Origin of the sequence: Priestia sp. TGN 0903, assembly GCF_050846855.1 — a bacterium.
In the GTDB taxonomy this organism is placed as follows: domain Bacteria; phylum Bacillota; class Bacilli; order Bacillales; family Bacillaceae_H; genus Priestia; species Priestia zanthoxyli.
Genome location: NZ_JBOZGL010000012.1, coordinates 31,836 through 52,248 on the forward strand (window position 1 = coordinate 31,836; position 20,413 = coordinate 52,248).

The 20,413-nt window shown below is 40.0% G+C and carries 36 protein-coding genes; all 36 read left to right on the plus strand.

Going from position 1 to position 20,413, the window contains the following annotated elements; all coding sequences use genetic code 11:
* Window positions 1–33: 33 nt before the first annotated feature.
* The 36 genes from tuf to rplM all read left to right on the plus strand — a co-directional run bounded on the left by tuf (window position 34) and on the right by rplM (window position 20,411).
* Complete coding sequence (gene tuf, locus ACRPLY_RS24615) at window positions 34–1,224, plus strand: elongation factor Tu (protein ID WP_013081371.1); 1,191 nt, start codon at window positions 34–36, stop codon at window positions 1,222–1,224.
* Window positions 1,225–1,539: 315 nt separating this feature from the next.
* A complete protein-coding gene (rpsJ, locus tag ACRPLY_RS24620) occupies window positions 1,540–1,848 on the plus strand; it encodes a 30S ribosomal protein S10 (protein WP_013054926.1) in 309 nt (102 codons plus the stop codon).
* A gap of 41 nt (window positions 1,849–1,889) precedes the next feature.
* Window positions 1,890–2,519, plus strand: a complete 630-nt coding sequence (rplC, locus tag ACRPLY_RS24625) for a 50S ribosomal protein L3 (protein WP_013054927.1) — start codon at window positions 1,890–1,892, stop codon at window positions 2,517–2,519.
* A gap of 28 nt (window positions 2,520–2,547) precedes the next feature.
* Window positions 2,548–3,171 carry a 50S ribosomal protein L4 gene (gene rplD, locus ACRPLY_RS24630; protein ID WP_013081372.1) on the plus strand — a complete coding sequence of 208 codons (624 nt, stop codon included), beginning with the start codon at window positions 2,548–2,550 and terminating at the stop codon, window positions 3,169–3,171.
* On the plus strand, window positions 3,171–3,458 hold the full coding sequence (gene rplW, locus ACRPLY_RS24635; RefSeq protein ID WP_028412664.1) for a 50S ribosomal protein L23: 288 nt from the start codon (window positions 3,171–3,173) through the stop codon (window positions 3,456–3,458). The genes rplD and rplW overlap by 1 nt, the downstream gene beginning before the upstream one ends.
* Before the next feature lie 27 nt (window positions 3,459–3,485).
* Window positions 3,486–4,316, plus strand: coding sequence for a 50S ribosomal protein L2 (rplB, locus tag ACRPLY_RS24640; protein WP_013081374.1), 831 nt, complete (start codon window positions 3,486–3,488; stop codon window positions 4,314–4,316).
* 57 nt (window positions 4,317–4,373) lie between these two features.
* Window positions 4,374–4,652: a 30S ribosomal protein S19 gene (gene rpsS / locus ACRPLY_RS24645; protein ID WP_013054931.1), complete on the plus strand. Its 279-nt coding sequence runs from the start codon at window positions 4,374–4,376 to the stop codon at window positions 4,650–4,652.
* Between the two features lie 19 nt (window positions 4,653–4,671).
* Complete coding sequence (gene rplV, locus ACRPLY_RS24650) at window positions 4,672–5,013, plus strand: 50S ribosomal protein L22 (protein ID WP_013054932.1); 342 nt, start codon at window positions 4,672–4,674, stop codon at window positions 5,011–5,013.
* Window positions 5,014–5,016: 3 nt separating this feature from the next.
* Window positions 5,017–5,673 (plus strand): 30S ribosomal protein S3, encoded by a 657-nt coding sequence (rpsC, locus tag ACRPLY_RS24655; RefSeq protein WP_013054933.1) that lies wholly within the window; start codon window positions 5,017–5,019, stop codon window positions 5,671–5,673.
* A 2-nt stretch (window positions 5,674–5,675) separates the two neighbouring features.
* The gene (gene rplP, locus ACRPLY_RS24660) at window positions 5,676–6,110 is read left to right on the plus strand and encodes a 50S ribosomal protein L16 (protein WP_013054934.1); all 435 of its coding nucleotides are present in this window, start codon (window positions 5,676–5,678) and stop codon (window positions 6,108–6,110) included.
* Window positions 6,100–6,300: a 50S ribosomal protein L29 gene (rpmC, locus tag ACRPLY_RS24665; RefSeq protein WP_013054935.1), complete on the plus strand. Its 201-nt coding sequence runs from the start codon at window positions 6,100–6,102 to the stop codon at window positions 6,298–6,300. The genes rplP and rpmC overlap by 11 nt, the downstream gene beginning before the upstream one ends.
* A 25-nt stretch (window positions 6,301–6,325) precedes the next feature.
* Window positions 6,326–6,589 (plus strand): 30S ribosomal protein S17, encoded by a 264-nt coding sequence (gene rpsQ / locus ACRPLY_RS24670; protein WP_013054936.1) that lies wholly within the window; start codon window positions 6,326–6,328, stop codon window positions 6,587–6,589.
* Window positions 6,590–6,640: 51 nt separating this feature from the next.
* Window positions 6,641–7,009 (plus strand): 50S ribosomal protein L14, encoded by a 369-nt coding sequence (rplN, locus tag ACRPLY_RS24675; RefSeq protein ID WP_013054937.1) that lies wholly within the window; start codon window positions 6,641–6,643, stop codon window positions 7,007–7,009.
* Window positions 7,010–7,058: 49 nt separating this feature from the next.
* Complete coding sequence (gene rplX, locus ACRPLY_RS24680) at window positions 7,059–7,370, plus strand: 50S ribosomal protein L24 (protein WP_013054938.1); 312 nt, start codon at window positions 7,059–7,061, stop codon at window positions 7,368–7,370.
* Window positions 7,371–7,401: 31 nt separating this feature from the next.
* Window positions 7,402–7,941, plus strand: a complete 540-nt coding sequence (gene rplE, locus ACRPLY_RS24685; protein ID WP_013054939.1) for a 50S ribosomal protein L5 — start codon at window positions 7,402–7,404, stop codon at window positions 7,939–7,941.
* A gap of 33 nt (window positions 7,942–7,974) precedes the next feature.
* On the plus strand, window positions 7,975–8,160 hold the full coding sequence (locus ACRPLY_RS24690) for a type Z 30S ribosomal protein S14 (protein ID WP_013054940.1): 186 nt from the start codon (window positions 7,975–7,977) through the stop codon (window positions 8,158–8,160).
* A 30-nt stretch (window positions 8,161–8,190) separates the two neighbouring features.
* Entirely contained in the window at window positions 8,191–8,589 is a 399-nt protein-coding gene (rpsH, locus tag ACRPLY_RS24695; protein WP_013054941.1) for a 30S ribosomal protein S8, read from the plus strand.
* A gap of 30 nt (window positions 8,590–8,619) precedes the next feature.
* Window positions 8,620–9,159 (plus strand): 50S ribosomal protein L6, encoded by a 540-nt coding sequence (gene rplF / locus ACRPLY_RS24700; RefSeq protein WP_013054942.1) that lies wholly within the window; start codon window positions 8,620–8,622, stop codon window positions 9,157–9,159.
* A 32-nt stretch (window positions 9,160–9,191) separates the two neighbouring features.
* Window positions 9,192–9,554 carry a 50S ribosomal protein L18 gene (gene rplR, locus ACRPLY_RS24705; protein WP_013054943.1) on the plus strand — a complete coding sequence of 121 codons (363 nt, stop codon included), beginning with the start codon at window positions 9,192–9,194 and terminating at the stop codon, window positions 9,552–9,554.
* Between the two features lie 20 nt (window positions 9,555–9,574).
* Window positions 9,575–10,075, plus strand: coding sequence for a 30S ribosomal protein S5 (gene rpsE, locus ACRPLY_RS24710; protein ID WP_013054944.1), 501 nt, complete (start codon window positions 9,575–9,577; stop codon window positions 10,073–10,075).
* A 14-nt stretch (window positions 10,076–10,089) separates the two neighbouring features.
* Entirely contained in the window at window positions 10,090–10,272 is a 183-nt protein-coding gene (gene rpmD / locus ACRPLY_RS24715) for a 50S ribosomal protein L30 (RefSeq protein ID WP_013054945.1), read from the plus strand.
* 33 nt (window positions 10,273–10,305) lie between these two features.
* Window positions 10,306–10,746, plus strand: a complete 441-nt coding sequence (gene rplO, locus ACRPLY_RS24720) for a 50S ribosomal protein L15 (RefSeq protein ID WP_013054946.1) — start codon at window positions 10,306–10,308, stop codon at window positions 10,744–10,746.
* A complete protein-coding gene (gene secY / locus ACRPLY_RS24725) occupies window positions 10,746–12,038 on the plus strand; it encodes a preprotein translocase subunit SecY (RefSeq protein ID WP_013054947.1) in 1,293 nt (430 codons plus the stop codon). Before rplO ends, secY begins: the two co-directional genes overlap by 1 nt.
* A gap of 66 nt (window positions 12,039–12,104) precedes the next feature.
* A complete protein-coding gene (locus tag ACRPLY_RS24730; RefSeq protein ID WP_013054948.1) occupies window positions 12,105–12,758 on the plus strand; it encodes an adenylate kinase in 654 nt (217 codons plus the stop codon).
* Window positions 12,755–13,501, plus strand: a complete 747-nt coding sequence (gene map / locus ACRPLY_RS24735; protein WP_028412665.1) for a type I methionyl aminopeptidase — start codon at window positions 12,755–12,757, stop codon at window positions 13,499–13,501. The genes ACRPLY_RS24730 and map overlap by 4 nt, the downstream gene beginning before the upstream one ends.
* 235 nt (window positions 13,502–13,736) lie before the next feature.
* Entirely contained in the window at window positions 13,737–13,955 is a 219-nt protein-coding gene (gene infA / locus ACRPLY_RS24740) for a translation initiation factor IF-1 (RefSeq protein ID WP_010285101.1), read from the plus strand.
* Between the two features lie 37 nt (window positions 13,956–13,992).
* Window positions 13,993–14,106 carry a 50S ribosomal protein L36 gene (gene rpmJ / locus ACRPLY_RS24745; RefSeq protein WP_003156543.1) on the plus strand — a complete coding sequence of 38 codons (114 nt, stop codon included), beginning with the start codon at window positions 13,993–13,995 and terminating at the stop codon, window positions 14,104–14,106.
* Window positions 14,107–14,130: 24 nt separating this feature from the next.
* Window positions 14,131–14,496: a 30S ribosomal protein S13 gene (rpsM, locus tag ACRPLY_RS24750; protein ID WP_013054950.1), complete on the plus strand. Its 366-nt coding sequence runs from the start codon at window positions 14,131–14,133 to the stop codon at window positions 14,494–14,496.
* 23 nt (window positions 14,497–14,519) lie between these two features.
* Window positions 14,520–14,909, plus strand: coding sequence for a 30S ribosomal protein S11 (gene rpsK / locus ACRPLY_RS24755; protein WP_028412666.1), 390 nt, complete (start codon window positions 14,520–14,522; stop codon window positions 14,907–14,909).
* 180 nt (window positions 14,910–15,089) lie between these two features.
* Entirely contained in the window at window positions 15,090–16,034 is a 945-nt protein-coding gene (locus ACRPLY_RS24760; RefSeq protein WP_013054952.1) for a DNA-directed RNA polymerase subunit alpha, read from the plus strand.
* Window positions 16,035–16,078: 44 nt separating this feature from the next.
* A complete protein-coding gene (gene rplQ / locus ACRPLY_RS24765; protein ID WP_013054953.1) occupies window positions 16,079–16,441 on the plus strand; it encodes a 50S ribosomal protein L17 in 363 nt (120 codons plus the stop codon).
* 138 nt (window positions 16,442–16,579) lie between these two features.
* A complete protein-coding gene (locus tag ACRPLY_RS24770) occupies window positions 16,580–17,419 on the plus strand; it encodes an energy-coupling factor ABC transporter ATP-binding protein (protein ID WP_013054954.1) in 840 nt (279 codons plus the stop codon).
* A complete protein-coding gene (locus tag ACRPLY_RS24775) occupies window positions 17,395–18,264 on the plus strand; it encodes an energy-coupling factor ABC transporter ATP-binding protein (protein WP_034263658.1) in 870 nt (289 codons plus the stop codon). The genes ACRPLY_RS24770 and ACRPLY_RS24775 overlap by 25 nt, the downstream gene beginning before the upstream one ends.
* Window positions 18,261–19,058, plus strand: a complete 798-nt coding sequence (locus ACRPLY_RS24780; RefSeq protein WP_048022294.1) for an energy-coupling factor transporter transmembrane component T family protein — start codon at window positions 18,261–18,263, stop codon at window positions 19,056–19,058. Before ACRPLY_RS24775 ends, ACRPLY_RS24780 begins: the two co-directional genes overlap by 4 nt.
* A gap of 18 nt (window positions 19,059–19,076) precedes the next feature.
* On the plus strand, window positions 19,077–19,817 hold the full coding sequence (gene truA / locus ACRPLY_RS24785; RefSeq protein WP_013054957.1) for a tRNA pseudouridine(38-40) synthase TruA: 741 nt from the start codon (window positions 19,077–19,079) through the stop codon (window positions 19,815–19,817).
* A 156-nt stretch (window positions 19,818–19,973) separates the two neighbouring features.
* Window positions 19,974–20,411 (plus strand): 50S ribosomal protein L13, encoded by a 438-nt coding sequence (gene rplM, locus ACRPLY_RS24790; protein ID WP_013054958.1) that lies wholly within the window; start codon window positions 19,974–19,976, stop codon window positions 20,409–20,411.
* The last annotated feature ends 2 nt before the right edge of the window (window positions 20,412–20,413 follow it).

Genomic DNA, 20,413 nt, shown 5'->3' on the forward strand with positions numbered 1-20,413 from the left:
ATAAACTACATGAATTTTAAGGAGGATTTTCGAATGGCTAAGGAAAAATTCGACCGTTCAAAAACACATGCCAATATCGGTACAATTGGTCACGTTGACCATGGTAAAACAACTTTAACAGCTGCTATCACTACTGTTCTTGCTAAGAAAAGTGGTAAAGGTGCAGCAATGGCTTACGACATGATCGACGCTGCTCCAGAAGAGCGCGAGCGTGGAATCACAATCTCAACTGCACACGTTGAGTATGAAACTGACACTCGTCACTATGCACACGTTGACTGCCCAGGACATGCTGACTATGTTAAAAACATGATCACTGGTGCTGCTCAAATGGATGGCGGTATCTTAGTAGTATCTGCTGCTGATGGTCCAATGCCACAAACTCGTGAGCACATCCTTCTTTCTCGTCAAGTAGGTGTACCTTACCTAGTTGTATTCTTAAACAAATGTGACATGGTAGACGACGAAGAGCTACTTGAATTAGTAGAAATGGAAGTACGTGACCTTCTTTCTGAATACGACTTCCCTGGTGACGATGTACCAGTAATCAAAGGTTCTGCTCTTAAAGCTCTTGAAGGCGAAGCTGATTGGGAAGCTAAAATCATCGAGCTTATGGACGCTGTTGATGAGTACATCCCAACTCCAGAACGTGACACTGAAAAACCATTCATGATGCCAGTTGAGGACGTATTCTCAATCACTGGTCGTGGTACAGTTGCTACAGGTCGTGTAGAGCGTGGACAAGTTAAAGTTGGTGACGTTATCGACATCATCGGTTTAACTGAAGAGCCAAAATCTACTACTGTAACAGGTGTAGAAATGTTCCGTAAGCTTCTTGACTATGCTGAAGCTGGCGACAACATCGGTGCTTTACTTCGTGGTGTAGCACGTGAAGAAATCCAACGTGGACAAGTATTAGCTAAACCAGGCTCAATCACTCCACACACTAAATTTACTGCTGAAGTATACGTTCTTTCTAAAGACGAAGGTGGACGTCACACTCCATTCTTCACAAACTACCGTCCACAGTTCTACTTCCGTACAACTGATGTAACTGGTATTTGTAACTTACCTGAAGGCGTAGAAATGGTAATGCCTGGCGACAACATCGAAATGACTGTTGAACTTATCGCTCCAATCGCGATTGAAGAAGGTACTAAATTCTCAATCCGTGAAGGTGGACGTACAGTAGGCGCTGGCGTTGTAGCTAAAATCAGCGAGTAATTTCTCGTTTCAGTAAAGGGAGTAGGGTAACCTACTCCTTTTTTATTTGGTGATAAAAGGTAAAGATAGTTTTTACTATTACACTTGCAAAATGATCTCCTTTTATATATAATGAAAAAAGTGTGCGACACATAAAAAAGTTTTTTAACTTTATTGTTGCAATATGAACCCATTTTTAGTATAATAAAAATGTTGGTCTTTGACTGCGATGATGCGGAAGGTTGCCGACACACCCGGCCGCTTTGCCATGGCGAGTGTGGGGAAATTTCCGCGGAGAATGTCTATTGTAAAATAGGCGAAAAAGGAGGGAAAATAATGGCAAAAGAAAAAATTCGCATTCGTTTAAAAGCATATGATCACAGAATTCTTGATCAATCTGCTGAGAAAATCGTAGAAACTGCAAAACGTTCTGGTGCGGCTGTATCTGGTCCGATTCCATTACCGACTGAAAAATCAATTTATACAATTCTACGTGCAGTACACAAATATAAAGATTCTCGTGAGCAGTTCGAAATGCGCACGCATAAACGCTTAATTGATATCGTGAATCCAACACCACAAACTGTTGATTCATTAATGCGTTTAGACTTACCATCTGGTGTAGATATCGAAATTAAACTTTAATTTAAAATAAAGAATGAAAAGATACTTAGGAGGTGTGACTAATGGCCAAAGGAATCTTAGGAAGAAAGATCGGTATGACTCAAGTATTTGCTGAAAATGGTGACTTGATCCCAGTAACAGTAATTGAAGCTTCTGCTAACGTAGTTCTTCAAGTTAAAAACGCTGAGACAGACGGTTACGAAGCAATCCAATTAGGTTTCGAAGATATCCGTGAAAAACTATCTAACAAACCTGCAAAAGGACATGCTACTAAAGCTAATACTGCTCCTAAGCGCTTCATCCGTGAGTTACGCGGTGTGGACGCTTCAGCATATGAAGTTGGTCAAGAAGTCAAGGTTGATATTTTCGCAGAAGGCGATGTAATTGATGTAACAGGAATCTCAAAAGGTAAAGGTTTCCAAGGTGCTATTAAACGCCACGGACAATCTCGCGGACCTATGTCTCATGGTTCTCGCTACCACCGTCGCCCAGGTTCAATGGGTCCTGTAGCTCCAAACCGCGTATTTAAAGGTAAATTATTACCAGGACGCATGGGTGGAGAGCGCATCACTGTGCAAAACTTATCAATCGTTAAAGTTGACGCAGAACGCAATCTTTTATTAGTAAAAGGTAACGTGCCAGGAGCTAGAAAATCTCTAGTTACTGTTAAATCTGCAGTTAAATCTAAATAATAATTCTTCGAGAAAGGAGGAATAACCAATGCCAAAAGTAGCATTGTTTAACCAAAACGGTGAAAACGTTGGAGAGATCGAACTTCAAGATGCCGTTTTCGGTATCGAACCAAACAACAAAGTACTTTTCGACGCGATCGTAATGCAACGCGCATCTCAACGTCAAGGTACTTCTAAAGTTAAAAATCGTTCTGAAGTAAGAGGCGGTGGCCGTAAGCCATGGCGTCAAAAAGGTACTGGTCGTGCTCGTCAAGGATCTATCCGTTCTCCACAATGGCGTGGTGGTGGCGTAGTATTTGGTCCAGTTCCAAGAAGCTATAGCTACAAATTACCTAAAAAAGTTCGTCGTTTAGCAATTAAGTCTGCATTATCAACTAAAGCTCAAGATAACAGCATCGTTGTTCTTGAAGCTCTTTCTTTTGACGCTCCAAAAACAAAAGAAATGGTAGCAGTTCTTAAAAACCTAACAGTAGAACGCAAAGCATTAGTAGTAACTGCTGATCTTAACGAAAATGTTGCACTTTCAGCACGTAATATTCCTGGTGTAACAGTTGTTGCAGCTAATGGTTTAAGCGTATTAGACGTTATGAACCATGATAAGCTTGTAATCACTAAAGACGCAGTTGAAAAAGTAGAGGAGGTGCTTGCATAATGAAAGATCCTCGTGATATTATTAAGCGCCCCGTAATTACAGAACGTTCAACAGACTTAATGGCTGAGAAAAAATATACGTTTGATGTTGATGTAAAAGCTAATAAAACTGAGGTTAAAGATGCTATCGAAAAAATCTTTGACGTAAAAGTTGAAAAAGTAAACATCATGAACTACAAAGGTAAATTCAAGCGTGTAGGTCGCTACAGTGGTCTTACTAACCGTCGTCGTAAAGCGGTAGTAACACTAACTCAAGAGAGCAACGAAATCGAATTCTTCGAAGCTTAAGATTACTAGAGAAGGAGGGAAATTGAGATGGCGATTAAAAAGTATAAACCAACCTCAAATGGTCGTCGTGGTATGTCAGTTTCTGATTTCGCTGAAATTACTACTGACAAACCAGAAAAATCGTTACTTGCACCTGTCAAGAGAAAAGGTGGTCGTAACAACCAAGGTAAATTGACTGTTCGTCACCAAGGTGGTGGGCACAAGCGTCAATACCGTATCATCGATTTTAAACGCGATAAAGATGGAATACCTGGACGCGTTGCTACAATCGAATATGATCCAAACCGTTCAGCTAACATCGCATTAATTCATTATGCTGATGGTGAAAAACGTTACATCCTTGCTCCTAAAAACCTAAAAGTAGGTTTAGAAGTTATGTCAGGTCCTGAAGCTGACATTAAAGTAGGTAACGCGCTTCCTTTAGCTAACATCCCTGTTGGTACAGTAGTACACAACATCGAATTGAAACCTGGTAAAGGTGGACAATTAGTTCGTTCTGCAGGTACATCTGCTCAAGTACTTGGTAAAGAAGGTAAATACGTATTAGTACGTTTAACTTCTGGTGAAGTACGCATGATCCTTGCAACTTGTCGTGCAACTGTAGGTCAAGTTGGTAACGAACAACACGAGTTAATCAACATCGGTAAAGCCGGTCGTTCTCGTTGGTTAGGTATTCGTCCAACTGTACGTGGTTCTGTAATGAACCCTAACGATCACCCACACGGTGGTGGTGAAGGACGTTCTCCAATCGGACGTAAGTCTCCAATGAGTCCATGGGGTAAACCAACACTTGGTTACAAAACTCGTAAGAAGAAAAACAAATCCGATAAATTTATCGTTCGTCGTCGTAAAAAATAACGGGATTGAGCTACGGTTCAAACGAACCGTAGGACAATCACGAAGGGAGGTTCATTTATGGGTCGCAGCTTAAAGAAAGGACCTTTTGTAGATGACCATTTAATCAACAAAATTGAGAAGTTAAACGAAACTGACAGCAAGCAAGTAGTAAAAACTTGGTCTCGTCGTTCAACTATCTTCCCTCAGTTCATTGGTCATACAATTGCTGTATATGACGGTCGTAAACATGTACCAGTTTATGTTACTGAAGACATGGTAGGTCACAAACTTGGTGAATTCGCACCATCTCGTACTTACAAAGGTCACGCAAGTGATGATAAGAAAACAAGACGCTAATATGAGAGGAGGCTTTTAAATGCAAGCTAAAGCTGTCGCGAGAACAGTACGTATTGCTCCTCGTAAAGTTCGTTTAGTTGTAGATTTAATTCGAGGTAAGCAAGTGGGTGAAGCGCTAGCAGTGCTACTTCACACGCCAAAGGCTGCTTCTCCAGTCGTTGAGAAAGTATTAAAATCTGCTATTGCCAATGCAGAACACAATTATGAAATGGACGCTAACAATTTAGTTATTACTGACGCTTTTGTTAACGAAGGTCCAACTTTAAAACGTTTCCGTCCACGCGCTATGGGACGTGCAAGCCAAATTAACAAGCGCACAAGCCACATCACAATCGTGGTATCAGAAAAGAAGGAGGGATAATTCATGGGTCAAAAGGTAAATCCGGTCGGTCTTCGCGTCGGTGTCATCCGTGATTGGGAATCAAGATGGTTCGCTGGCAAAGACTACGCTGACTTATTACATGAAGACTTAAAAGTACGTGAATATATCGCTAAACGTTTAAACGATGCAGCTGTTTCTAAAGTTGAAATCGAACGCGCTGCTAACCGCTTAAACGTAACGATCCACACTGCAAAACCTGGTATGGTAATTGGTAAAGGTGGTACTGAAGTAGAATCACTTCGTAAAGCTCTTAACCAATTAACAGGCAAGCGTGTACACATTAACATCCTTGAAATTAAACGAGCAGATTTAGATGCTAAACTAGTAGCTGAAAACATCGCTCGCCAACTTGAGAACCGTGTATCATTCCGTCGTGCTCAAAAGCAAGCTATCCAACGTAGTATGCGTGCTGGCGCACAAGGTATCAAAACAATGGTATCTGGTCGTTTAGGCGGAGCTGATATTGCTCGTTCTGAATATTACAGTGAAGGTACAGTTCCACTTCATACACTTCGCGCTGATATTGACTATGCTCACGCTGAAGCAGATACTACTTATGGTAAACTTGGTGTGAAAGTATGGATCTATCGTGGAGAGGTTCTTCCTACTAAAAAGAAAACTGAGGAAGGAGGAAAATAATTATGTTATTACCAAAACGCGTTAAATATCGTCGCGAACATCGCGGAAAAATGCGTGGACGCGCTAAAGGTGGTACGGAAGTACATTTCGGTGAATTCGGTTTACAAGCTACTGAAGCTTCTTGGATTACAAACCGTCAAATCGAAGCTGCTCGTATCGCAATGACTCGTTACATGAAACGTGGCGGTAAAGTATGGATTAAAATTTTCCCTTCTAAACCTTATACTGCTAAGCCTCTAGAAGTCCGAATGGGTTCTGGTAAAGGTGCTCCTGAAGGTTGGGTAGCAGTTGTTAAACCTGGAAAAGTAATGTTTGAAATTTCAGGTGTATCTGAAGAGGTTGCACGTGAAGCTTTACGTTTAGCTGCACACAAGCTACCTGTAAAATGTAAGTTTGTAAAACGTGAAGAAATTGGTGGTGATTCTAATGAAAGCTAATGAAATTCGTGACCTTACCACTGCTGAAATTGAACAAAAAGTTAAGGCTTTAAAAGAAGAGTTGTTTAACCTTCGTTTCCAATTAGCGACTGGACAATTAGAGAATACTACTCGTATTCGCGAAGTGCGCAAATCGATCGCTCGTATGAAAACTGTAGTTCGTGAAAGAGAGATTGCTGCTAATAAATAATTAAGTCTGAGAGGAGGCTTTCAGAATGAGTGAACGCAACCAACGTAAAGTTTACACTGGCCGCGTAGTTTCTGACAAAATGGATAAGACTGTTACTGTTCTTGTTGAAACTTACAAAAAGCATTCGCTTTATGGCAAGCGTGTAAAATACTCAAAGAAATTCAAAGCTCACGATGAAAACAATACAGCTCAACTAGGCGATATCGTGAAGATCATGGAAACTCGTCCGTTATCAGCTACTAAACGTTTCCGTCTAGTAGAAGTTGTAGAAAAAGCTGTTATCATCTAATAGTTAAGATAGATCGGATAAGAATGATTCATCCGAAGGGAGGTTTCGTACATGATTCAACAAGAATCTCGTTTAAAAGTTGCAGACAACTCTGGTGCACGTGAGGTACTTACTATTAAAGTACTTGGTGGTTCAGGTCGTAAGACAGCAAACATTGGTGATGTTATCGTTTGTACGGTGAAACAAGCAACACCAGGAGGCGTTGTTAAAAAAGGTGACGTTGTTAAAGCTGTTGTTGTACGTACAAAAAGTGGTGTTCGCCGTACTGACGGTTCTTACATCCGTTTCGACGAAAATGCTTGCGTAATCATCCGTGACGACAAAGGACCACGTGGTACTCGTATCTTCGGACCAGTTGCTCGTGAATTACGTGATAACAACTTCATGAAGATCGTATCATTGGCTCCAGAAGTTATCTAATTGATATATAGAACAAATACAAAATGCCTTTTAAGGAGGTGCGAATAGGATGCATGTTAAAAAGGGCGACAAAGTAGTGGTTATCTCTGGTAAAGACAAAGGTAAGCAAGGTGAAGTACTTGCAGCTTTCCCAAAGAAAGACCGTGTACTTGTTGAAGGCGTGAACGTTGTGAAAAAACACTCTAAACCTTCTCAAGTAAATCCACAAGGTGGAATCGTTAGCCAAGAGGCACCTATCCACGTATCAAACGTAATGCCGTTGGATCCTAAATCTGGTGAGCCAACTCGTGTTGGGTACCAAGTTATCGATGGCAAAAAGGTACGTGTAGCAAAAAAATCTGGTGAAACTTTAGATAAATAATTAATGAAATGTGAAGGGAGGTTTAGTTCACATGAACCGTCTTAAAGAGAAATTTACAAAAGAGATTACTCCTGCTCTAGTTAGCAAGTTTAATTATGAATCTGTAATGCAAGTGCCAAAAATCGACAAGATCGTAATCAACATGGGTATCGGTGATGCTGTTTCTAACTCAAAAGCTTTAGATAACGCTGTTGAAGAACTAGCTGAAATCACTGGTCAAAAACCTGTTGTAACTCGTGCGAAAAAATCTATCGCTGGTTTCCGTCTTCGTGAAGGTATGCCAATCGGTGCGAAAGTTACTTTACGCGGCGAGCGTATGTACGAATTCTTCGATAAATTAGTATCAGTATCACTTCCACGTGTGCGCGATTTCCGTGGTGTATCTAAAAAAGCATTTGATGGTCGTGGAAACTACACGTTAGGTGTTAAAGAACAATTGATCTTCCCAGAGATCGATTATGATAAAGTAACTAAAGTTCGTGGTATGGATATCGTTATTGTTACAACAGCAAACACTGATGAAGAAGCTCGTGAGCTTTTAACTCAGTTCGGTATGCCATTCCAGAAGTAATAACTGCCAACGTTAAGCAGAGGAGGCGAAAATGTGGCTAAAAAATCAATGATTGCGAAGCAAAAACGCCAGCAAAAATTCCAAGTACAAGAGTATACACGTTGCGAACGTTGTGGACGTCCACACTCAGTACTACGTAAATTCAAGCTTTGCCGTATTTGTTTCCGTGAGCTTGCTTATAAAGGTCAAATTCCTGGTGTTAAAAAAGCTAGTTGGTAAAACCCAAGTTTGGGAAGGAGGTAAATTAATATGGTAATGACTGATCCTATTGCAGATTTACTAACTCGTATCCGCAATGCGAACATGGTTCGTCATGAGAAAATTGAAGTTCCTGCTTCTAACATTAAGAAGCAAATTGCAGAAATCCTTAAGCGTGAGGGTTTCGTACGTGATGTAGAATACATCGAAGACAACAAACAAGGTATTATCCGTATCTTCTTAAAATACGGTTCAAATAACGAACGTGTAATTACAGGCTTAAAACGTATCAGTAAACCTGGTCTACGTGTTTATGCAAAAACTAACGAAGTACCACGTGTACTTAACGGTTTAGGTATCGCAATCGTTTCTACTTCTCAAGGTGTTTTAACTGACAAAGAAGCTCGTCAAAAGCAAACTGGTGGAGAAGTATTAGCGTACGTTTGGTAATAAGTTTTAAATGTGAATGGAGGTGTAACTATGTCACGTGTTGGTAAAAAGCCTTTAGAACTTCCAGCAGGTGTTACAGTTACGAACGAGAGCAACACTGTAACTGTAAAAGGACCAAAGGGTGAATTAACTCGTACATTCCACCCTGAAATCGAAATTAAAGTTGAAGACAACGTATTAGTTGTTAATCGTCCTAGTGACAATAAAGAGCACCGCGCTCTTCATGGAACTACTCGTAGCCTTTTAGGTAACATGGTTGAAGGTGTTACTAAAGGATTCGAACGTGGTTTAGAATTAGTCGGTGTAGGTTACCGTGCACAAAAATCTGGTAGCAAATTAGTATTGAGCGTTGGATACTCTCACCCAGTTGAGATTACTCCTGAAACAGGAATCGAAATCGAAGTTCCTTCTCAAACTAAGATCGTTATTAAAGGTATTGATAAAGAACGCGTAGGTGCATTAGCTGCAAATATTCGTGACGTTCGTCCACCAGAGCCTTACAAAGGTAAAGGTATTCGTTACGAAGGCGAATATGTACGTCGTAAAGAAGGTAAAACTGCTAAGAAGTAATGCCGGTTAGGTAAAAGAAAGGAGTGCCCGAAATGATCACGAAGCTTGATAAAAACAAAGTTCGTAAAAAAAGACATGCTCGTGTTCGTGCGAAGTTATCTGGAACTGCAACTCGTCCGCGTTTAAACGTGTTCCGTTCTAATCAACATATTTACGCACAAGTTATCGACGATTTAAATTCAGTAACAATCGCAAGTGCTTCAACGTTAGATAAAGACCTGACTTTAGAAAGCACTGGTAACACTGAAGCTGCTATCAAAGTTGGCGAATTAGTCGCTAAACGCGCAGTAGAAAAAGGTGTAAACGAAGTAGTATTCGACCGTGGCGGTTATTTATATCATGGCCGTGTTAAAGCATTAGCTGACGCTGCTCGTGAAGCTGGATTACAATTCTAATTGTAAAAGGAGGGAAAATCATGCGTCGTATTGATCCAAATAAATTAGAGCTTGAAGAACGTGTTGTTACCGTTAACCGCGTAGCTAAAGTTGTGAAAGGTGGACGTCGTTTCCGCTTCGCTGCATTAGTTGTAGTTGGTGACAAAAACGGTCACGTTGGATTCGGTACTGGTAAAGCACAAGAGGTACCAGATGCAATCCGTAAAGCAATTGAAGATGCGAAGAAAAACTTAATTACTGTACCTATGGTTGGTACAACTATTCCACACGAAATCCTTGGACAATTTGGTGCAGGTCAAATTTTCTTAAAACCTGCTTCTGAAGGTACAGGAGTTATCGCTGGTGGCCCAGTTCGTGCGGTACTAGAATTGGGTGGAGTAAGTGATATTCTATCTAAATCTTTAGGTTCAAACACTCCAATCAACATGGTACGTGCAACTCTTAACGGTTTAGCTAACCTAAAACGTGCTGAAGATGTTGCAAAACTACGTGGCAAGACTGTAGAAGAACTGTTAGGATAAGGGAGGGATATGGAATGGCAAACAAACTAGCAATTACCCTTACTCGTAGCGTAATTGGTCGTCCAGAAGATCAACGTGTAACTGTTCGTACACTTGGCCTACGTAAGTTAAATCAAACTGTCGTTCAAGACGATAATCCTGCAATTCGCGGAATGATTAACAAAGTAGCTCACCTTGTTACAGTAAAAGAGCAATAAGTATAAATTGTCACTCTAAGGAGGTGCTCCGGAATGAAACTTCATGAATTGAAACCAGCTGAAGGTTCACGTAAAGTACGTAACCGTGTAGGTCGTGGTACTGGTTCAGGTAACGGAAAGACTTCAGGTAAAGGTCACAAAGGGCAAAACGCTCGCTCTGGCGGTGGCGTAAGACCTGGCTTCGAAGGTGGTCAAACTCCTTTATTCCGTCGTCTTCCAAAACGTGGGTTCACTAATATCAATCGCAAAGAATACGCGATCGTTAATTTAGAAGCTCTTAACCGTTTTGAAGATGGAACTGAAGTAACACCAGAATTATTAATCGAAACTGGTTTAGTAAGCAAAGCAAAAGCTGGCGTTAAAGTACTAGGAAACGGTACATTAAACTCTAAGCTAACTGTTAAAGCTGCTAAATTCTCTTCAACTGCTAAAGAAGCTATCGAAGCTGCTGGCGGTACAGTTGAGGTGATCTAATGTTTCAAACAATCTCCAATTTAATGCGCGTGCGTGAAATAAGACAAAAAATCTTTTTCACTTTGTTAATGTTAATTGTCTTCCGAATTGGTACATTTATTCCTGTACCAAGTGTTAATACGGATGTACTAAAATTGCAAGATGGGTTAAATGTATTCGGAGTTCTGAATACATTTGGCGGCGGCGCGTTAAAAAACTTTTCCATTCTTGCTATGGGCATTATGCCTTATATTACAGCATCCATCATCGTCCAATTATTGCAGATGGATGTTGTACCTAAGTTTACAGAATGGTCAAAGCAGGGAGATGTTGGGCGCCGTAAATTAGCTCAAGTAACTCGTTATGGAACAATTGTGCTTGGATTTATCCAGGCTTTAGGTATGTCTATAGGATTCAACAATATTTCGGGCGGACAATTGATCGCTAATCCAGGAATTTCTACGTATCTTCTAATTGCTACAGTGTTAACGGCAGGTACTGCCTTCTTAATGTGGTTAGGAGAACAGATTACTGCAAAAGGCGTAGGTAATGGTATTTCTATCATTATCTTTGCTGGGATTGCAGCTGGTATTCCGACAACATTAAATCAAATTTATGCACAGCAATTTGAAGACGTTGGGGATCAATTATTCATTCGTATCGTAACGGTAGTTTTAATTGCGATTGCAGTTTTAGCTATTATTGTTGGGGTTATTTACTTCCAACAAGCGCTACGAAAAATTCCTATTCAATATGCAAAGGGTTCAGCTGGTCGTAATCCTGTTGGAGGTCAATCCACTCATTTACCGTTAAAAGTAAATGCTGCTGGGGTTATTCCTGTTATCTTTGCAGTTTCATTTATTATCACACCACCAACAATTGCATCATTTTTCGGTCCAAATGATGTAACGACGTGGATTCAGAATACATTTGACTATACTAAGCCAATTGGTATGATAGTGTATGTAGCGTTAATCATTGCTTTTTGTTACTTCTATACATTTGTTCAAGTTAACCCTGAACAAGTAGCAGAGAACTTGAAAAAGCAAGGTGGCTACATCCCAGGCATTCGTCCTGGTAAAAGCACACAAGCTTATTTAACGAAAGTGTTATATCGTCTGACATTAATCGGTTCGATATTCCTTGCGTTAATTGCTGTGTTGCCGGTTCTGTTCATCAAAATTGCAAACCTACCCTCATCTGCTCAGATCGGCGGTACTAGTTTGTTAATTGTTGTCGGTGTAGCTCTTGAGACAATGAAACAACTTGAGAGTCAATTAGTGAAACGCCATTATAAGGGATTTATTAAGTAAAGCTGTTTAGTGGGAGGCAGGCTGCTTTCCCATTAAACGGATAAGATACTGAGGGGGAAGCAAGAAATGAATTTAGTGTTAATGGGCCTTCCTGGTGCTGGGAAAGGTACTCAAGCAGAAAAAATCGTTGAGCATTACGATATCCCTCATATCTCAACAGGAGATATGTTCCGAGCTGCAATTAAAGAAGGAACGCAACTAGGTTTAAAAGCTAAATCATTTATGGACCAAGGTAACCTTGTTCCTGATGAAGTAACAATTGGAATTGTGCGCGAGCGTTTAAACAAACAAGATTGTGAAAACGGCTTTTTACTTGATGGCTTCCCGAGAACAGTAGCCCAAGCAGAAGCTCTTGAAACAATTACAAAAGAACTAAACAAGCAAATTGATTATGTGATTAATATTGATGTAGATCAAAGCATTTTAATGGAGCGTCTTACTGGACGCCGCATTTGTAAAGATTGCGGAGCTACTTACCACTTAGTATTCAATCCTCCTGCGAAAGAAGGAGTTTGTGACAAATGTGGCGGAGAGCTTTATCAACGTGCAGATGACAATGCTGAGACGGTTTCAACTAGACTTTCAGTTAATGTTAAACAATCTCAACCTCTACTTGATTTTTATCAAGAAAAAGGTTATCTACGCAATATTAATGGTAATCAAGATATTAACATTGTGTTTGAGGATGTTCGTCAATTACTTGCTGGGGTTAAGCAATGATCATTTGCAAGACACCAGAGGAAATTGAGGTCATGCGTGAAGCTGGACGAATCGTGGCTTTAACTCATCAAGAGTTGAAAAAACATATCGTTCCAGGTATTACGACTATAGAATTGGATGCAATTGCTGAAAATTTTATTCGTCAACATGATGCAATTCCGTCTTTTAAAGGGTATAATGGTTTTCGCGGCAGTGTATGTGCTTCTGTGAATGAAGAATTAGTTCATGGTATTCCGGGAGAACGCAAGCTTAATGAAGGGGATATCATCAGTTTAGACATCGGAGCTAAATTCGGTGGCTATCATGGTGACTCAGCTTGGACATATGGAGTAGGAAAGATTTCATTAGAAAATCAAGAGCTGCTTGATGTGACTGAGCAATCTCTCTACAAAGGATTAGCAGAAGCGAAGCCGGGTGAGCGTTTGTCGAATATTTCACATGCTATTCAACAGTACGCAGAATCACGTAACTTTTCGATTGTAAGAGAATATGTTGGCCATGGTGTCGGCAAAGACTTACATGAAGATCCGCAAGTACCTCATTATGGTCCACCGAATAAAGGACCGCGTCTACGTCCAGGCATGGTATTGGCAGTTGAGCCAATGGTGAATGCTGGTATGCGATATGTAAAAACATTACCTGATAACTGGACAGTTGTGACAGTGGATGGTAAAATGTGTGCGCACTTCGAACATACTATTGCAATTACTGAGACGGGATATGAAATTCTGACAGCATTGTAATGTTAAAGGATGTTATCTCTATCCATTCCTCGCTAGATGCACTGGACAGTAAACAGTAATTATCTAAATTCACGATGATCGTTTTTCGTCTGAATTGCTGTTAAAATGGTAAAGATGTATATTAGCGTCAATCATCTTGAATTTAATGATTACGATCTCCGGATGTTCAGAACAGGTTCTTTTTAAGTCGTTTAATGATAGCTTGTTACTGTTTCAAAGAAAGGAGAGCACTTTAATGGCAAAAGACGATGTAATTGAAGTTGAAGGTACAGTTGCTGAGACTTTACCTAACGCTATGTTCAAGGTAGAATTAGAAAATGGTCATACAGTACTTGCTCACGTATCAGGAAAAATTCGCATGCATTTCATTCGAATCTTACCTGGTGATAAAGTAACTGTAGAATTGTCACCATACGATTTAACTCGCGGTAGAATTACGTACCGTTTCAAATAAAACCTATGCACTCCGTACTATCAAGGAGGTATGAAACATGAAAGTCAGACCATCAGTTAAACCAATCTGCGAAAAATGTAAAGTTATCCGTAGAAAAGGTAAAGTAATGGTAATTTGTGAAAACCCTAAGCATAAACAAAAACAAGGTTAATCAATAAGGAGGTGCACTATTCATATGGCACGTATTGCTGGTGTTGATATTCCTCGTGACAAGCGTGTAGTAATTTCATTAACATACATTTTCGGTATTGGTCGTCCAACTGCTGAAAAAGTTCTAGCTGAAGCTGGAGTTTCTGAAGATACTCGCGTTCGTGACTTAACAGAAGAAGAATTAGGTAAAATTCGTGATATTTTAGATAGCTATAAAGTAGAAGGCGATCTTCGTCGTGAAGTTTCTTTAAACATCAAACGTTTAATTGAGATTGGTTCATACCGTGGTATCCGCCACCGTCGTAGTTTACCAGTTCGTGGTCAAAACAGTAAAAACAATGCTCGTACACGTAAAGGCCCACGCCGTACTGTAGCGAACAAGAAGAAATAATTAGTAAGGGAGGTCATTAACAGATGGCACGTAAAACTAATACACGTAAACGTCGCGTGAAAAAGAATATTGAAGCTGGTGTAGCTCATATTCGCTCAACGTTTAACAACACTATTGTAACAATTACAGATGTTCACGGTAATGCGATTGCTTGGTCTAGTGCAGGCGCACTTGGCTTCAGAGGTTCTCGTAAATCCACTCCATTTGCTGCGCAAATGGCTGCTGAAGCTGCTGCAAAAGTTTCTATGGATAACGGAATGAAAACTCTTGAAGTTACAGTTAAAGGCCCTGGTGCTGGTCGTGAAGCAGCTATCCGTGCTCTTCAAGCTGCAGGTTTAGAAGTAACAGCTATTAGAGATGTTACTCCTGTACCTCACAACGGATGCCGCCCACCAAAACGTCGTCGTGTATAATTAATATGTATAGATTCTATTTCGTTGTCTATAATGATGATGGTGTAGAATTTATTCATGCAACGAAATGTTTTCCATTTGTTGTGCACATTCGGGAACTGTCTAATAGGGAATTTCGGTTAGGCATTTGAGAAATCAGCCGTCTAGCCGAGGTTTCGACGTTTTGAAGGAGGGTTTATATTGATAGAGATTGAAAAGCCAAAAATCGAAACGGTAGAAATCAGCGATGATAGAAAGTACGGTAAATTCGTCGTCGAACCACTTGAGCGTGGATATGGTACTACTTTGGGTAACTCCTTACGTCGTATCCTATTATCCTCACTCCCTGGTGCAGCTGTAACATCTATTCAAATTGAAGGTGTATTACATGAATTTTCAACAGTTCCTGGAGTTGTTGAAGATGTAACAAACATCATTTTAAACGTTAAAAAGTTAGCGTTAAAGATTTACTCTGATGAAGAGAAAACACTTGAGATCGATGTTAAAGGTCCTGGTACAGTAACGGCTGCTGACATTCAAGCAGACAGTGATATCGAAGTTCTAAATCCGGATCTTCATATTGCAACACTTGAGTCAGATGCTCATTTCCGTATGAGACTTACTGCTCGCACAGGTCGAGGTTATAATCCTGCCGATGCTAACAAGCGTGAAGACCAACCAATTGGTGTACTTCCAATTGACTCAATCTATACGCCTGTTACTCGCGTATCGTATTATGTAGAAAATACTCGTGTTGGTCAAATGACAAATTACGATAAGTTAACGTTGGATGTTTGGACTGACGGTAGCATCGAGCCAGAAAAAGCTGTTGCTTTAGGTGCAAAGATTCTAACGGAACACTTAAATATCTTCGTTAACTTAACAGATGAAGCTCAAAAAGCAGAGATCATGGTAGAAAAAGAAGAAGACCAGAAAGAAAAAGTTCTAGAGATGACGATCGAGGAACTGGATTTATCTGTTCGTTCTTACAACTGCTTAAAACGAGCAGGCATCAATACTGTACAAGAGCTTGCTAATAAAACAGAAGAAGATATGATGAAAGTTCGTAACTTAGGCCGTAAATCTTTAGAAGAAGTTAAAGCTAAACTTGAAGAATTAGGTTTGGGTCTACGTAAGGACGACTGATTATATCTACCTGTTTAACTACTTAACAAAGGAGGGGACCTCACATGTCTTACCGTAAATTAGGTCGTACAAGCGCACAACGCAAGGCGCTTCTTCGTGATTTAACAACTGATTTAATCATCAGTGAACGCATTGAGACAACTGAAGCTCGTGCAAAAGAATTACGTTCAACTGTTGAAAAAATGATTACTTTAGGTAAACGTGGAGATCTACACGCTCGTCGTCAAGCTGCATCTTACATCCGTAATGAAGTAGCTAACGAGGAAGCTGGTCAAAGCGCTTTACAAAAACTATTCAGCGATATCGCTACTCGCTACGAAGATCGCCAAGGCGGTTACACTCGTATCTTAAAAGTTGGACCTCGCCGTGGTGACGGTGCTCCAATGGTTATCATTGAATTAGTTTAATATTTTTAATACAGATAGAAAAGGGCGAGACAGTGTGTAACTAGTCGTTGCCCTTTTTTTATACCTTAAACCGGGTAAATAGCGTAAAAAACCAATGTAGGCAATGCTGCAATAGAAAAAGCTGAGAGGAAGATAGCGTTGAAAGAAATGTCTTTAGAGGTAAAAGATTTATGCTTTCGGTACGATCCTGAAGCAGACCTAACATTAGATCACCTTTCTCTCTCTGCTTATAAAGGTGAATGGTTAGCGATAGCTGGACATAATGGATCTGGGAAATCGACGCTGGCACGAATTCTAAACGGCCTTTTGCTACCTGAAAAAGGAACGGTTCGAGTGGGCGATACTCTTTTATCTGAAGAAACAATATGGGATGTGCGCAAGCAGATTGGAATGGTGTTTCAAAACCCAGATAATCAATTTGTTGGCTCAACCGTTCAAGATGATATTGCGTTTGGGCTTGAAAACAACGGGATTCCATTTGAAATTATGGAAAAACGTATACCTGAAGCAATCGAAATGGTCAATATGAGTGCTTTTCTGGATCAAGAGCCTCATCAGCTATCAGGTGGACAAAAACAGCGTGTGGCCATTGCGGGTATAATTGCCGTACAGCCATCTGTTATTATTCTAGATGAAGCAACATCTATGTTAGATCCTATTGGACGAACTGAAGTACTTGAAACTGTTAGAAAATTAAAAGAAGAAAAACAACTGACGGTTATTTCAATTACCCACGATTTAGATGAAGTAGCAATGGCTGACAGAGTCGTTGTGATGAACAAAGGGAAGATCTATGCAACAGGTACTCCACGCGAAGTATTTGCATTAGGTTCCAAGTTAACGGATATTGGACTAGACTTGCCGTTTTCCGTTAAACTAAGCCATCGTTTTGCTTCCGTAGGAATTCCTTTATCAAAAATTCATTTAACAGATGAGGACTTGGTGGACGAACTATGGACATTATATTCAAAGAAGTAGAGCATCGTTATCAAGTTAATACACCATTTGAACGAATTGCTCTGCATGACTTAAATTTAAGCATTCAATCAGGTACATTTTTGGCTGTTATTGGCCATACTGGTTCTGGGAAATCAACAATCATACAGCATCTGAATGCCTTATTGAAGCCAACTGCTGGTGAAATTCAAATCGGTGAGCGCACTATTAAAGCCAATCGAAAAGAAAAGAATTTAAAAGCTATTCGTCAGCAAGTAGGCGTGGTGTTTCAATTTCCAGAACATCAGCTTTTTGAAGAAACGGTGGAAAAAGATATAGCTTTTGGACCAATGAATTATGGCGTTTCGGAAGAAGAAGCAAAGCAAAAAGCACGAGAGCTTATCAAGTTAGTGGGGTTGCCAGAAGACATTCTCACCAGATCTCCTTTTGATTTGAGTGGTGGACAAATGCGTCGTGTAGCGATAGCAGGTATTCTAGCGATGAATCCTAATGTGCTAATTTTAGATGAGCCAACTGCTGGATTGGACCCTAGAGGCCGTCAAGAAATTATGAATATGATTTATCGTCTTCATAAAGAAAAAGGCTTGACGACGATTCTCGTGACTCACAGCATGGAAGATGCAGCTATGTACGCTGATGAGCTAATTGTAATGAATAAAGGAACGATTGCGATGAAAGGGTCACCTAGAGAAGTTTTCGGTCAGCATACGCAGCTAAAAGAATATGGATTGGATGTTCCAGAATCGCTTCGCTTTATGCTGAAGCTGCAAGAGAAATTTCAGCTTGAAGCATCGGATACGGTTATTACCTTTTCTGAAGTGGTAGAGAAAGTGCAGCACCTTATGCAGCAAGGTGAACGAATATGATGGACTCAATCATTATTGGTAAGTATGTCCCGGGTCATTCTGTTGTCCATCGAATGGATCCTCGGGCCAAGCTGCTTCTCGTATTTGCGTATGTATTAATTGTGTTTTTAGCAAATAACCCTATCGGCTATGCTTTTTTAGGTGTGTATACCCTTGTGATAGTGGCCATGAGTAAAGTGCCCGTTTCCTTTATTTTAAGAGGGTTAAAGCCCGTTCTATTTATTATTATCATCACGTTTCTTTTGCACATTTTTATGACGAAGGAAGGTTCTCTTTTGTTTGAATGGGGATGGTTTTCTGTCTATAAAGGCGGCCTTATTCAAGGTGTTTTAATTTCCTTGCGCTTCTTGTTCTTAATTTTAATTACGACGATGCTAACGTTAACGACTACGCCCATTGAAGTAACAGATGGAATGGAAAGCTTGTTGAATCCATTTAAAAAGCTCAAGCTTCCTGTTCATGAATTAGCTTTAATGATGTCCATTTCTCTTCGCTTTATTCCTACATTGATGGAAGAGACAGATAAAATTATTAAAGCGCAGACAGCACGAGGAGTGGACTTTAGCAGCGGTCCCGTTACGGATCGGTTGAAAGCTGTCGTTCCTTTGCTTGTTCCTTTATTTATAGGTTCATTTAAGCGTGCTGAAGAGCTAGCTATTGCCATGGAGGCAAGAGGATATAAAGGCGGAGAAGGGCGTACAAAGTATCGTCAATTAAAATGGGGAAGCATAGATACAATTATGCTTTTACTTCTGCTGGCAGTAGCAGTTGTTTTAGTGCTGATTAGAACGTAAAGATTGTTTGGTGAAAAGATGAAACGTTTAAAATGTATAGTTGCATACGACGGCACACACTTTTCAGGTTATCAAGTTCAGCCCAATAAGCGAACAGTTCAACTGGAGATTGAAGCCGTTTTAGAGAAAATGCATAACAAAAAAGTTCCGATTTACGCCTCTGGACGAACGGACACAAATGTTCATGCACAGGGGCAAGTCATTCATTTTGACACAAACCTAAATATTCCATGTGATAAGTGGAAAAAAGCATTGAATTCAATGCTACCAGATGATATTGTAATGAAGAATGTATGTGAAGTTGATGCACATTTTCACGCCCGGTATGACGTTACTTCAAAAGAGTATCGCTATCATATTTTGCGCGGCGAAGATCGAAATCCTTTCACTCGTTCTTATGCATACCATTACCCTTATCCATTAGACTACTCAAAAATGAAAAAAGCCATCACATATTTACTCGGTACACACGACTTTACAAGCTTTTGTTCAGCGAGGACAGAAGTGGAAGATAAGATTCGTACGATTTACAAGATTGATATGTATGAAGAGAATAGTCAGCTTGTGTTTAGATTCGTTGGAAGTGGCTTTCTGTATAATATGGTTCGTATTCTTGTTGGAACGCTTTTAGAAGTAGGACAAGGCCGTATTGAACCAGATGCTATAAAAGATATTCTAGAAAGCAAATCACGTCCTCGTGCAGGGAAAACTGCGCCTTCGCAAGGACTATATTTATGGCGCGTTTTCTATGACAACTAAACCTGGTGTAACATTTTCTTGACATTAGTAGCTTAAAGATATAATATATCATATGGTATGTATTTTAACCCCACGGTTAGCCCCGGAAATTAATCGTGTTGAAATAGAAGGTTGAAATAATTTTATAATTGATGATGAAAATTAGGAGGGAAACTCATGCGTACAACTTTCATGGCGAAAGCAAACGAAGTAGAGCGTAAATGGTATGTTGTCGATGCTGAAGGTAAAACTTTAGGTCGTTTAGCAAGTGAAGTAGCATCAATCTTACGCGGTAAACATAAACCAACTTTTACACCACATGTTGATACTGGTGATCACGTGATCCTTATCAATGCGTCAAAAATCGAATTAACAGGTAAAAAATTAACTGATAAAATTTATTACCGTCACAGCATGCACCCAGGTGGTTTGAAACAACGTACAGCATTAGAAATGCGTACTAACTACTCTGAGAAAATGCTTGAATTAGGAATCAAAGGCATGCTTCCAAAAGGTAGCCTAGGCCGTCAAATGTTCAAAAAATTACATGTGTATGCTGGTGAAACACATCCACATGAAGCACAAAAACCAGAAGTTTACGAACTTCGCGGATAATT